Source organism: Agromyces sp. MMS24-JH15, from assembly GCF_043518605.1.
GTDB lineage: Bacteria > Actinomycetota > Actinomycetes > Actinomycetales > Microbacteriaceae > Agromyces.
In genome coordinates, this window is the sequence record NZ_CP171358.1 from 1,021,727 (window position 1) to 1,034,766 (window position 13,040).

The 13,040-nt window shown below is 65.5% G+C and carries 9 protein-coding genes and 1 pseudogene; 4 read left to right on the plus strand and 6 right to left on the minus strand.

Annotated elements, in window-relative coordinates:
• Nucleotides 1–6 precede the first annotated feature (6 nt).
• From ACDF64_RS04660 to ACDF64_RS04675, 4 genes are all read left to right on the plus strand, one after another.
• Nucleotides 7–1,800 (plus strand): ABC transporter permease, encoded by a 1,794-nt coding sequence (locus ACDF64_RS04660; protein ID WP_394553688.1) that lies wholly within the window; start codon nucleotides 7–9, stop codon nucleotides 1,798–1,800.
• A complete protein-coding gene (locus tag ACDF64_RS04665; RefSeq protein WP_394553689.1) occupies nucleotides 1,797–2,948 on the plus strand; it encodes an ABC transporter ATP-binding protein in 1,152 nt (383 codons plus the stop codon). The genes ACDF64_RS04660 and ACDF64_RS04665 overlap by 4 nt, the downstream gene beginning before the upstream one ends.
• A gap of 55 nt (nucleotides 2,949–3,003) precedes the next feature.
• Complete coding sequence (locus ACDF64_RS04670) at nucleotides 3,004–4,074, plus strand: LLM class flavin-dependent oxidoreductase (RefSeq protein ID WP_394553691.1); 1,071 nt, start codon at nucleotides 3,004–3,006, stop codon at nucleotides 4,072–4,074.
• Between the two features lie 88 nt (nucleotides 4,075–4,162).
• Nucleotides 4,163–4,690, plus strand: a complete 528-nt coding sequence (locus ACDF64_RS04675) for a TetR family transcriptional regulator (RefSeq protein WP_394553693.1) — start codon at nucleotides 4,163–4,165, stop codon at nucleotides 4,688–4,690.
• A gap of 40 nt (nucleotides 4,691–4,730) precedes the next feature.
• Here the strand turns inward: ACDF64_RS04675 and ACDF64_RS04680 are convergent, their stop codons facing one another.
• From ACDF64_RS04680 to ACDF64_RS04705, 6 genes and pseudogenes are all read right to left on the minus strand, one after another.
• The gene (locus ACDF64_RS04680; protein ID WP_394553695.1) at nucleotides 4,731–4,946 is read right to left on the minus strand and encodes an alpha/beta fold hydrolase; all 216 of its coding nucleotides are present in this window, start codon (nucleotides 4,944–4,946) and stop codon (nucleotides 4,731–4,733) included.
• Between the two features lie 247 nt (nucleotides 4,947–5,193).
• Nucleotides 5,194–6,843: a DUF2130 domain-containing protein gene (locus ACDF64_RS04685; protein WP_394553696.1), complete on the minus strand. Its 1,650-nt coding sequence runs from the start codon at nucleotides 6,841–6,843 to the stop codon at nucleotides 5,194–5,196.
• 58 nt (nucleotides 6,844–6,901) lie between these two features.
• Nucleotides 6,902–10,052: pseudogene (locus ACDF64_RS04690) on the minus strand (type I restriction endonuclease subunit R).
• A complete protein-coding gene (locus ACDF64_RS04695; RefSeq protein WP_394553698.1) occupies nucleotides 10,049–10,246 on the minus strand; it encodes a hypothetical protein in 198 nt (65 codons plus the stop codon). Before ACDF64_RS04695 ends, ACDF64_RS04690 begins: the two are co-directional and overlap by 4 nt.
• Before the next feature lie 4 nt (nucleotides 10,247–10,250).
• The gene (locus tag ACDF64_RS04700; RefSeq protein ID WP_394553699.1) at nucleotides 10,251–11,408 is read right to left on the minus strand and encodes a restriction endonuclease subunit S; all 1,158 of its coding nucleotides are present in this window, start codon (nucleotides 11,406–11,408) and stop codon (nucleotides 10,251–10,253) included.
• A gap of 5 nt (nucleotides 11,409–11,413) precedes the next feature.
• Nucleotides 11,414–12,982 (minus strand): type I restriction-modification system subunit M, encoded by a 1,569-nt coding sequence (locus ACDF64_RS04705; protein ID WP_394553700.1) that lies wholly within the window; start codon nucleotides 12,980–12,982, stop codon nucleotides 11,414–11,416.
• Between the last annotated feature and the right edge of the window lie 58 nt (nucleotides 12,983–13,040).

A 13,040-nucleotide genomic window follows, 5' to 3' on the forward strand; every position in this document is an offset into this window, starting at 1 on the left:
CCGATCGTGGAGCACACCCAGGTCCGATCAGCGGGGTGGCGGATGACGCCCGGTGGGCGTGCGCGTGCGCTCACCGGGGCATCCGGCGCGGTGATGCTCGTCGCGGTGCTGGCCGCGCTGCTGGTGCTGCCCGTCGCCGCGGTCGTCTACGGCAGCTTCCGAACAGGATCCCCGAGCGCCGCCGACACGCAGTGGACGCTCGATCACTACCGGGAGTTCTGGCCCGTCGTGCTCAGGAGCGGCGTGCTCCTGAACTCCATCGTGCTGGCGGCGTGCTGCACGCCGCTCTCGTTGCTCGTCGGCGGCGCCCTCGCCTTCGTCCGCGAGCGCACCGACCTGCCGATCCGGTCGGCCATCACCCCCTTGATCGCCGTCGGGCTCGCCGTGCTCCCCACGGTGCGGGCCATGGGCTGGTCGCTGACGGCGGACCCGGACACCGGGATCGTGAACGCCGTCGCTCGCCGACTGACGGGCGACCCCGATCTCGTCGTCGTGGACATCACCGGTTTGGCGGGCGTGATCCTGCTCGTCTCGCTCGCGGGATCGCAGATCTGCTACTTCCGATTCGTCGGCAGCTTCTCCCGGCTCGGTTCCGATCTCACCGAGGCGTCGCGCGCGACCGGAGCCGGCAGATGGCGCACCCTCGTTCGCATCACAGTTCCGCTCGTCTGGCCGATCGTCGGATTCGTGGCCGTCGTCTCCTTCGTGGTCGACCTGCAGGTGTTCACCGAGCCCTACATCCTCGGGTCGGAACCGCGATTCCTCATGACGGCCGTGGTCGATTCGATCAGGAACACCTCCCCGCCGGACTACGGGTTCGCGGGCGTCCTCGGCGTGCTGACGATCGGCATCGCACTCGTGCTCGGCACCTTCCAGGCGCGCCTCGCGCACGGTCGCGACCACACCACGGTTCGCGGGAGGGTCGAGTCGGCGCGCCCGATCGGGATCCGCCGAGGGCGGGCCGCGATCACCTCCGCGGTCGTCGGCTACTTCGCCCTCGCGGTCGCGATCCCGATCCTCTCGACGACGCTCGCCTCGTTCACCGTGGCACCGGGAGACCTCGCCAGGTACTCGACCGCCGCCTATCAACGCGCCTTCGGATTCACCTCGCTCGCCTCCGCCGCACAGAACTCCGCCGGCATCGCCGTGTTCGGCGGACTCGCAGCCGTCGCCATCGCCCTCGTCGTCGCGGTGGTGCGGATTCGAACCCGCATCCCCGGCTTGGGAGCCATCCTCGGCGTCGTCTTCCTGATCGCATTCGGGATGCCGGGTGTCGTGCAGGCACTCGGCATGACGTGGGCGTACACGTCGATCCCCGGACTGGGCGCGCTCTACGGCACGAACGCGCTCGCGCTCATCGCGCTCATCGCCGTGGCGCTTCCCGTGCTGAGCCAGCTGCTGCATGGCGCGCTCGGGCAGGTCTCCGCGGACTTCGAGCATGCGGCCGTGGTCGCCGGGACGCCGCGCGCCCTGGCGTTCGTGCGGTTCACGATCCCATTGCTGCTTCCGACGCTCCTGAGCGGATGGTTCATCGCGGCGCTCGTCATGTTCGGGAACCTGGAGATCCCGCTGCTGCTCGGCGCCCCGGGGCATCCGCTGTTCATGCAGCTCGTCTCCACCATGTTCGCCACCGGGGACCGGTCCGCGGCCGCTGCGCTCACGGTGCTCTTCCTCCTCGTCGTCGCGGCCGTCGGGGCGGTCGGCCTCCTGCTGCTGCGCGCGCTCCGCCGCGGCGCGCGGGTGCGGGCTACTGCCGAGCGACACGCGGTCGCCCGTTCACTGGAGGACTCCTTCGCATGACATCGATCACCGCGCGACAGGTCGGGAAGACCTACGGAGCGACCCGGGTGCTCGACGGCGTCGACCTGGAGGTCGCCGACGGCGAGTTCCTCGTGCTCCTCGGCGCGAGCGGATCGGGGAAGTCGACGATCCTACGGTTGCTGTCGGGGCTGGAACGGGTCACGACCGGAACCATCGAGTTCGACGGGCGAGTCGTCTCGTCCCGCGAGCTCACGGTCCCCGCCAATCGCCGGGCGCTCGGGTTCGTCTTCCAGAGCTATGCGCTGTGGCCGCACCTCACGGTCGCCCAGAACGTCGAGTACCCGTTGCGGGCACGCCGGCATCGCCCGCGCGCCGACATCGAGCGGCTCGCGTTGGAGTCGCTCGAACTCGTGCACATGCGGGGCTACGCGCACCGTCGAGTCGACCAACTCTCCGGCGGTCAGCAGCAGCGCATCGCGCTCGCACGCGCGATCGTCGGCCGGCCTGGTCTGCTGCTCTTCGACGAGCCGCTCTCCAACCTCGACGCCGCGCTGCGGGCCGAGCTCCGAAGCGAGATCCACCGCCTGCACCGCGAGCTCGGATTCACCGCGGTCTACGTCACCCACGACAACACCGAGGCCACCGTGCTCGCCGATCGCATCGCCGTCGTGGAGCACGGCACGATCGCCCACTCGGCGCCTGCGCGCGAGCTCTTCTCGCGGCCGGTCAGCGAATCCTCCGCATCGCTCCTCGGATACGACAATCGCCTCGCGGCGACGGTGCACGCGGTGTCGACGTCCGGCAGGCAGGACGTGCTCGTGGACCGCGGCGTCCGGGCCAGCGTTCGCGTCGCGACACCGTTCGAGGTGGGAGATCGGGTCGCGCTCGTCGGACGCGCACGCGGCATCGTCGTCCATCCCTTGGGAAGCGGACCGATCCCCGAGGAAGCGACCGACCGACCGCACGAGCGACGAATCTCGGAACTGACCGTCACGGTGACCGAACTCATCGAGGCGACCACCGGCTACGTCGCACGATTCCGCCTGTCCGACTCCATGCTCTCCGGCGTCCTCTCCCAGACCGACTGGGGACCCGACCCGCGCGAGCAACTGCGCCGATCCGACTGGCGCGCGACGGCCAGCATCGACTGGTCGCAGATCCACGCCGTCGGCCCGCATCGCGGGTGACGCGATCCCCACAGCCCACTCCGACCACACATCACCGAAGAGAGGACGGGAAACCGTGCCCATCCATCCGCTCCGCCTGGGATTCCTCATCCCCGGCACCTACGACCGCAAGGGCGAGACGCCTTCCGTCGCGCTCGAGGATTCGCTCCGTCTCTTCCGCCTCGGCGAGGACCTGGGATACGACCTGGCGGCGCATCGGGTGCGCCACTTCGAACGCGCCCTCACCGGGGTGTTCCCCTTCCTCGCGGCGGCGGCCAGGGAGACGTCGCGCATCTCGCTCGGCACCGCCACGGTCCCCATCGCGAACGAGGACCCGGTGCGCCTCGCCGAGGATGCCGCGACCGTCGACCTCCTGAGCGGCGGCCGACTCGAACTCGGGCTCGGCGCCGGCCATGGCGGACGGCTCCTGCCGGCCAGTTTCGCCGCGGCGTACGAACAGGATGGACCGTTCGGTCCGCCCCGAACCGATCGGGTCCTCCGGCGGTTCCTGCGTGCGGTCGAGGGGGAGGAGCTCGCGCCGCTGGCATCCGGTGAGTTCAGCCTGCAGTTCGCACAGCCGCACGAGGGATTGCGGGTGCATCCGCACGTCGAGAGCCTTCGCCGGCGCATCTGGTACGGCACGGGCTCTCGCACCAGCACCGTGCGAGCAGGGGAGCTCGGACTCGGCCTGCAGCTCGCGAACTTCGGTCGCGACCTCAACGGCGGCGTCCTCGCCGGAGCTGCCGGCCCCGCGCAGGTTCCGGACGTCGAGGCGTACATCGACGCGTGGGAACGCCAGCCCGCACGGTCGGGGCGACCCGCCCGTGGGCGAGTCGCGGTCAGCCGCGTCGTGCTCCCGACCCCCGACGGCCGCCCGCACTTCTGGCGCGACGTGGTCCCCGACGCGGAGGCATTCGCGCGGGGCGGCGGCATCCTCGGGTCGGTCGCACAGGTGAGCGACGCGCTGAACGCCGACGAGGCCATCCTCCGGGCCCGCGAGTGGAGCGAGACCACGCTCCTGCTCATCGTGCCGTTCCACCTGTCCACGCCCGCGACCGAGGACCTGCTCGAGGTCCTCGCCACGGACGTCGCGCCCGCCCTCGGCTGGAAGCCGGCGACGGAACGAGCCGGAATCGCCGCGCACTAGCATGTCCTCGAACCCCCGCGACCGACGCTGAGAGACATCCGTGGCGAGACCGATCAACCGACAGCGGCGTCAGGACCTTCTCGACGCCGTGGTCGAGTACACCATCAAGCAGGGGATCGACCGCCTGTCCTGGCGGCAGGCCGCCGCGGATCTCGGGGTGTCGCCGACCACGCTCGTGCACCACTTCGGCACCAAGGAGCAGATGGTCCAGACCGTGCTGGCGCGACTGCGCGAGCGCACGTTCACCGACGTGGAGCAACGGGTCGGCCACCGCGCGGACCTCGCGTCGGCGGCCCGCGCCTCCTGGGAACGAGCGGCCGACCCCGAACGGTGGCCGGAGACGAGGCTGCTCTTCGACGTGTACGCGCACGCGCTGCAGGAGCCGCACATCTACGCGGAGTTCCTCGAGCACGTGATCGCGGACTGGAAGGCCGACCTGGTCCTCGCCCAGGACGGCGTCCCCGTCCATATCGCCGAACGCGAGGCGACGCTGGTCATCGCCACGATCCGCGGACTCCTGCTCGACCTGCTCGCCACCGGCGACCGTGAGCGGGTGGCCGCCGCCGCGGAAGGGTTCCTGGCGGGGCTGGAGCGCGCCTCAGCGTCGGGGACGTGACCGAGGGGTTCTCCCAGGCGGAGCAGGGGGCTTCGGGACATCAATCGACGAGCTGATCCCAGAAGCCGAGGATCGCCTCGGCGAGCTGCGCGGGCTGTTCGAGCGGAACCAGCGTGCGTGCCCCTGCGACGGTCACCATCTGGGCACCCGGCGCGAGGGATGCCGTACGCTGCGCATCGGCGGGGCTCCAGTCACCGCGATCGTCGGAGGCGACGAAGAGACTCGGCACCCGGATGTCGGAGAGTCGGTCGGTCACGTCCGTGCGGTCGATGATGAACGAACGCAGTGCGGGGGCGAGATCGCGCTCGAAGAGATGATCCTTCCGCCGCTCGCGTAGCGATCTCGCGATCTCGCGGAAGGATTCGGTGTGGCATCCACCCCAGTTCTGGGGGACGAGGAACCACGAGCTCCTCCGTTCGAGCAGGGGCGGGCACCTGACGTGACCGAGACGTCATGCAAGCACGGGTGCCGTCCCGCTCGGACGACACCCGTGCTTGGCCTGGTCATGCGGCCTCGGGCTCGCCGGGACCTTCCGACTCCTTGAGCACCTCGAGTTCCGCGAATTGAGCCTTCATGGTCTCGTTGCCACGGGTGAGGGCGCGGATCGTGAGGTCGTTCGCGCGACCACTGGCCGTGCCAAGGTGCTTGGCCCAGAGTCGCAGCGCCTCCTTGGTGGCCTCAAGCTTCTTGATCGCGTCGTCGATCGTGTCGATGGCCTTGTTGTACTGCGTCCGCGCGTCGCTGACGTTCTTCGAGAAGCGCGTCTGGAACTCCAGCAGGTTGGCTTCGAAGTTCGTGATATCGATGTTCTGCTGCTTCACCAGCTCGAGTTCGGCCTTCACCTGGATCGTGTCCTGGGTTGCGTTGCGGAGCAGGGCGATGAGCGGGAGGAAGAACTGCGGGCGGACGACGAACATCTTCGGGTACTCGTGCGACACGTCCGTGATGCCCGTGTACAGCTCTGAGTCCTCTTCGAGCATCGACACGAGCACGGCGTACTCGCAGCCCTTCTCGCGACGATCCTTATCGAGCTTGGCGAGGAAGTCGACGTTCCGCTTTTTCGTGGCCGTGGCGTCCGCCTCGTTCTTCATGTCGAACATGATCGAGAGATACTCGACACCGTCGGCGCTGAAGTCCCGGAAGATGTAGTCGCCCTTGGTGCCGCTGGAGGCGTCGTTATCCTTGCCGAACTTGGCGTTCGGGAACCCCATTGCCCGAGCCAGGTTGAACACGTTCTCGCAGTGCTGCTCGAGCGACTCGCCAAGCAGCTTCACCGACTGCTTCGCCTTGAAGTCGCGGTACTGCTCCACTTGCTCCTGCAGCAGAGCGACTTCCTTCGAGTGGGAGTCCTTGAGAGCGGATTCCTTGGCCAGCTGCTGAGCAGCCTGTAAGGCGAGCTTGTTCTCGGCCGCGTCCAGCCCCTGCTGGATGACCTGAACCGCCTTGGTGACTGCGAGCTCCTGGACCGTCCCGGCCTTGTCGATCTCAGCCTTCAACTGCTGGATCTCAGCGTCCTTCTCCGCCGCAGCCCGCTGGGCCTCCTCACCGGCCTTCGCGACCGCGAGCGCCTCGGCCGTACCCGCGGCCTCGATCTGCGCCTTGAGGCGCTCGATCTGGCCGTCCTTGTCGCCAAGGGCCTTCTCCGCCTGCGCAGCCGCCTCCGCGATCGCCAACGCCTTGGCGGTGCCTGCGCCCTCGATCTCGTTCTTCAGGCGCTGGATCTCAACGTCCTTCTCCGCCGCAGCCCGCTGGGCCTCCTCACCGGCCTTCGCGACCGCGAGCGCCTCGGCCGTACCCGCGGCCTCGATCTGCGCCTTGAGGCGCTCGATCTGGCCGTCCTTGTCGCCAAGGGCCTTCTCCGCCTGCGCAGCCGCCTCCGCGATCGCCAGCGACTTCGCCGTACCGGCGCCCTCGATCTCGTTCTTCAGCCGCTGGATCTCAACGTCTTTCTCCGCGGCGGCCTGCTGGGCCTGCTGGGCGACCTTCGCCTCAGCGAGTGCGATCTCGGCCTTCTTGGCCGTGTCGGCTTCGGCGAGTCGGGCGTGGAGTTCCTTGTCGAACTCCGCCGTGCGCACCTGCTGCACGAGGCTCGCGTATTCGGCCTCGTCGATCGTGAATTTGGTCCCGCAGTGCGGGCACTTGATTTCATTCATCGGCTACCTCCTTCCTGGTCACGTGGGTCAATCCGACCTGACCAGGGGGATGTAAACGTCAGTAGGAGAATTCCTCGTCGTCCGCCGCGAAGGCCTCTGCCTGCTCGATCACGAGCTCGATGGCGTCGAGCTCGGCGTCGGGCGGGTAGTCGTAACGGATGAGGATGCGGCGCACCGCAGAGCGCATCTTGGCGCGCACGCTCTCCTTGACGTCCCAGTCGATCGTCCAATTGTCGCGAATCGTGCGTACGAGGTCGCGGGCGATCGCCTTCAGCGTCTCGTCGCCGAGTTCCAAGACCGCCGACTCGTTCTGCGCGACGGCGTCGTAGAAGGCGATCTCGTCCTCGCGGAGGCCGAGAGCGGCGTGGCGCTGCATGTCGTCGCGCATCTGCTTGGCGAGCTTGACGAGCTCCACTATGACTTGCGCCGAGGTGAGCGAACGGTTGTTGTACCGGTTGACGGCCTCGTCGAGCATCTCGGAGAACTTCCGTGTCTGCACGACGTTGCTGCGCTTGATCGTCTTGATTCGGTCGTCGAGCAGGCGACGCAGCAGTCCAATTTGGAGGTTCGGCTTGTCCTTCTCCGCCAGGCCGTCGAGGAACTCATCGGACAGGATCGAGAGCTCGGGGGTCTCGACGCCGGCGAGCCGGTAGATGTCGATGACTTGATCTCCCGACACAGCCTCGTTGACGAGTTGCCCGATTGCAGTGTCGACGTCGACTGCACCCGAGCCGCTTCGACCCGACCCGGGATCGAGGATCTTCAGAATCGCGGCACGCACGTCGACGAAGAGCCGCACGTCGTCACCGATGTCGGCGGCCTCGTCGCAGGCGCCGCAGAGCGCGAACGCCTTCGCCAGAGCCAACACCTGGTCGTTGTAGCGCTTAGTTCGGTCGCGATCAGCCATCACGAAGTCGAGCACCTTCGCGTACTGCGCGAGTCTGTCGGACGCCGAGAAGCTTTGGAGACGAATCGAAGGTCACGCCATGCAGCAGGGCCGTGATGATGTCGTGCTTCTCGAGCATGACAGCGACCATCTCGTCAATCGGCACACCAGTCTGATCGCGGTCCGAAGGTGAATACACCTTGAGCGCCTCTTGCAGGCTCCCGTAAACGCCGATCAGGTCGACGATCAGGCCGCCGGGCTTGTCGCGGAAGGTCCGGTTCACACGAGCGATGGCCTGCATGAGGCCAGCGCCCTGCATGGTCTTATCGACGTACATGGTGTGCATCGCCGGAGCATCGAAGCCGGTGAGCCACATGTCGCGGACGATCACGAGTTCCAGTTCGTCGTCGGGGTTCTTTGCCCGAAGCTGGATCTCCTTGCGGGTTGCCTTGTCGTGGAGATGCTGCTGGAACTCCAGTGGGTCGGACGCCGACCCGGTCATGACGACCTTGATCTTGCCGGTGCGGTGATCGTCGGTGTGCCACTCAGGTTTCAGGGCGACGATCTTCTCGTAGAGCTTCACCGCGATACGGCGACTCATGGCGACGATCATGCCCTTGCCGACAAGCGCCCCCCTTCGCTTCTCCCAATGCTCGACAACCTCTCGAGCGACGAGATCGAGCCGCTCCTCGGCACCGACGATCGCTTCGAGCCGCGCCCAGCGAGACTTCGCCGCTGACGCCGCGGTCTCCTCAATTTGCTCGGTGATCTCATCGGCAAGGTCGTCGAGTTCCCCGTAGACCGATTCGCTCAGGCCAACCTTGACGAGCTTGGGTTCATAGAAGATCTTGACCGTCGCGCCATCCTCGACCGCGCGCGTGAGGTCATAGATGTCGATGTAATCACCGAAAACTGCCCGGGTCGACTTGTCAGTCGTCTCGATCGGCGTCCCCGTGAACCCGAGGCAGGTCGCGCCGGGCAGCGCGTCCCGCAGGTGTTTGGCGAGGCCCGCCTTGAGGCGCCCCTGAGAATCGAGCGTTTCCTTGAAGCCGTACTGCGAGCGGTGCGCCTCGTCGGCGACGACGATCACATTCCTCCGGTCGGTGAGCACGAGGTTCGTGTCGCCACGTTCCTCAGGTGCGAACTTCTGCAACGTCGTGAAGATGATCCCGCCAGAAGCTCGCGTGAGCAGTTCGCGCAGGTGTGCGCGGTTGTCTGCCTGCACGGGATTCTCAGGCAGGATGGTCGCGGGCGAGAACGTCTCACCGTAGAGCTGGTCGTCGAGGTCATTGCGGTCGGTGATGAAGACGAGCGTCGGGTTCTCCATCCGCGGGTCGCGCATGATCTTCGCCGCGTAGAAGACCATTTCAAAGCTCTTGCCCGAGCCTTGAGTGTGCCAGACGACACCGCCGCGCTTGTCACCTGCCGGGCTTGCGGCCGTGACGGTCGACTCGACGGCGATGTTCACCGCCCAGTACTGGTGATACTTCGCGACTCGCTTGACGAGTGAGCGCATCGGCTGGCCGGTGCCATTGTCGGTGACTGTCTCGTCGCTGAAGACGACGAAGTTCCGCAGGATGTCGAGGAAGCGTCTGGGTTCGAACACCCCCCTGATGAGCACTTCCAGTGCGGGTCTATCGGTGATCACATCGCGGCCGTCGATCGTTTTCCACGGGGCGTAGTGCTCGAACCCGCCGGTAAATGAACTCATTGCTGCACTCGGGACGCCGTCGGAGATGACTGTCACGGCATTGAAGTCGAAGATCGGCGCGATGTCGTTGCGGTACGTCTGGATCTGGTTCCAGGCGCCCTTCATGTCCGCGTTCTCGTCAGCAGGATTCTTCAGCTCGAACAGCGCCAGAGGCATGCCGTTGACGAAGACCACGACGTCAGGTCGACGGTTCTTCCCGTCCTTCGTCACGGTGAACTGGTTAACCGCCACCCAGTCGTTCATCTCGGGCGTCTCGAAGTCGATCAGCTTCACTCGCACCGTGCGGGTCTGCCCGTCTGACCCTCGATACTCGACCGGCACGCCACCGAGGACGAACTGGTGGATGCGGTAGTTCTCGTCGATCGGGTTCTGGGACTCGGGGCGAAGGAGCCGCTTGATTGCCTGATCGATCACCCCGCTATCGACACCAGCGTTGAGTCCACGCACCGTCGGCAACAGCCGGTCGATGAGGATTACGTCGGCAAACGAGTCGCGAAGCTGAGTGCCGTCGCCACCGGGCGAGATGCTAGGTCCATGGAGAGTCTGGTAGCCGAGGTTGGCGAGCCACTCAAGGGTGGCTTGCTCGACGACGGACTCGTTGAAGTTGGTCACGCTGCTGCCTCGACCTCCGCGTCATCGACACTTCGGGCGAGGACGCTCAGATTGGTCAGGTACTCCAGACCAATCTGCTCGCCGATGTCCTTCGGATCCTCATGATTGCCTGCACAGCCGTTTCTCTTGACGACGGTCTGCGCGATGACCTTGTCCAGTTCAGCACCCTTCCACTCGACGTCCGGCTCCGTCACGGCGTCACCTTCGGGGCACGCGGAGGCGGCCAGAGAGCAGCTCAGGGAGAAGAGCGTCGCGCAAGCGATCGAGCCGACTCGTCTCCAACTCCACGTGCCATGCGCGCTCGACTAGGGAGCGAGCGAGCGCCAAGCTGTCATCCAACGATTCGGGAATGGCGATTTCGAAGTCGAGGACCGCTTCGGCCGGTAGCGCAGTCACAGTAGTGCCAGTCGCGAAACCCTTCGCTCGATCCCTGAACGCTGAAGTCTGAAGTTGAGCCCAGAGCACCGGCGCCAACTCAGGCCTCGCGAAGAATGCCAAGCGTGACGTGTGGTGTGTGTGAAGTGCTCCGTTTAGCGTCGGGGGCACCAGGAATCCGCGGCCAAGAAGTTCGCGGTTCTGCGTGAGGTCTGTGTTCGCGGTGATTAGATCCCATGTTGAGACCACGTGCTTGGCCTTGTGTTCACCGGTGTAGTGCTTCAGACCGCTGTGCTTGAGTGCACCTGTTGTGGTGAAGTTCGCGAGGTTGAGCAGTGGTATTGCACCTGGCGTCGACCCATCGTCAAGTCCTGCTCCCTTGTAAGAGAGCCCCTTACCCACCTCTGCAATGTCGCCAACGCGCACCGTCTCGGTGCCAGTAGACAGAATCGCGATTGCTAGCTCAAGTGCGATGGAGGTGACGCGGCGATTCGACTCAATCTTGTCATCAAGTGCACTAAGAGTTTGCGCAATCGCGCGCTGTTCGTCGAGCGTTGGCAGGTTCACCCTGAATGACGCAAGCGCATCGAGTTGCACGCGCTGTCGGCCTGAACTTCCATTCATGCTCGCGATCGCATGATCGCGCACAGCGGGTGACGTGAAGAGGTAGTACGCGTAAGTCGAGTCTGATACACCCGCCCGGCCTCGGATCACGATGAATTCCGTGGAGCCGAACGCAGGTCCGACGTTTCCGGCCGGCGCGCGATAGATCGACGTTTTGCCGTTCTCCAGGGATGGCGTGATGCGAGCCATAAGAACGTCCCCGTCGAGGAATTTCATCCCCCCGGCGAAAGGCTTAGTGGCTCTGGCGTGCACATCTCGCGTCATCGGTTCGAGGGAGGCCATGTCGACAAACGGAGCCTCCGTACCCCGGGTAAGCGAGACCGAAGGGTTGAGTTGGAACGCCTCGCCAACGGTCATGACCATCATCGCTTGATGGCCCCGAGATGGGCTTTGACTTTGCCCTCAAGTGCGTGGCCCCGATCAAACTCGGCGAACAGTTCGTTGGTAAGCCGCTCGATTCTGACATCGATGGGCTCGTCGTCATCCTCGGCCTCCTCGGTGCCGACGTACCGGCCGGGCGTAAGGACGAAACCGTGGTCCTCGATGTCGTCGAGGGTTGCAACTTTGGCGAACCCGGCGACGTCCTCGAAGCCCCCGTCATGGTTTCGCCAGGCGTGGTACGCGCCTGCGATCTGCTGGATGTCGTCATCGGATAGTTCCCGGAGGCGACGACTGGCCATTGCGCCGAGCTTGCGCGCGTCAATGAACAGAACCTCGCCCTTTCGCGCTCGATGCTGCGCGTTGCCACCGCGATCACGGCTGACGAACCAGAGGCTGACCGGGATGCCGGTGTTGAAGAACAGCTTGTCGGGCATCGCGACGATGCAGTCGACGAGGTCGGCCTCGAGGAGCTTTCGGCGGATTTCACCTTCGCCACCGGACTTGGAGCTGAGCGAACCGTTGGCGAGAACGAAGCCGGCGGTTCCCCGGGGGCTGAGGTGGTGAATGAAATGCTGCACCCATGCAAAGTTCGCGTTGCCCTCTGGAGGCGTGCCGTACTTCCAGCGGGGGTCGTCGGCGAGCTTGGCATTCCACCAGTCGCTCACGTTGAACGGCGGATTTGCGAGCACGAAGTCGGCTCGGAGATCGGGGTGCAGATCCTGAGTGAAGGAGTCGGCCGACTTGTCGCCTAGGTCGGTATCGATGCCACGAAGTGCGAGGTTCATCTTCGCGAGCTTCCAGGTCGTCGCGGTGAACTCCTGGCCGTACACGGAGATGTCGCTGCGCTTTCCGCCATGCGCCTTCACGAACTCGGCCGACTGCACGAACATCCCGCCCGATCCGCAGGCGGGGTCGTACACACGTCCGTGGAATGGCTCGAGCATCTCGACCAGAGTCCTGACTACGGAGCGCGGCGTATAGAACGCACCAGCGTCTTTGCCGGTCTCCTTGCCGGCGAACTGCCCGAGGAAGTACTCGTACACCCGACCGAGCACGTCGTCAGAGCCGTGGTCGTCGCTCTTGGTAAATCCGATCGATCCGATGATGTCGACCAGTTGGCCGAGGCGACCCTTGTCGAGATCTTCCCGGCCATAGTTGCGCGGAAGTACGCCGCGCAGCTTGGGGTTCTCGCGCTCGATGAGGTCCATCGCGTTGTCGATCGACTCGCCGATCTCGGGCTGCTTTGCGGACTTCTGGATGATGGCCCACCGTGCGGCTGCCGGAACCCAGAACACCGAGTGACTTGTGTATTCATCGCGGTGCTCGACCAGGCGCTCGACCTGCTCAGGGTTGAGGCCCTCGGCTTCGAGTTCCGCCTCGATCTCCTTGCGCCGGCCCTCGAACCGGTCGGAAATGTACTTGAGGAACACCAGCCCGAGCACAACGTGCTTGTATTCGCTCGGCTCCTGGTTTCCTCGCAGGGCGTCGGCGGCGTCCCAGAGTTTCTGCTCGAGGGTCTTCGTTTCATTCTTGCGTGCGACACGTGCCATGCGGCGCCTCCCTTCTAATTTCTTGTCACTGCCTATTGGCCTGACACCAAGACCAATC

What these genes read in the sequence shown, in the direction of transcription:
- ACDF64_RS04665 (WP_394553689.1), top strand. Translation starts at nt 1,797, where the DNA reads ATGACATCGATCACCGCGCGACAGGTCGGGAAGACCTACGGAGCGACC.
- ACDF64_RS04705 (WP_394553700.1), bottom strand. Translation starts at nt 12,982, where the DNA reads ATGGCACGTGTCGCACGCAAGAATGAAACGAAGACCCTCGAGCAGAAA.
- ACDF64_RS04685 (WP_394553696.1), bottom strand. Translation starts at nt 6,843, where the DNA reads ATGAATGAAATCAAGTGCCCGCACTGCGGGACCAAATTCACGATCGAC.
- ACDF64_RS04700 (WP_394553699.1), bottom strand. Translation starts at nt 11,408, where the DNA reads ATGACCGTTGGCGAGGCGTTCCAACTCAACCCTTCGGTCTCGCTTACC.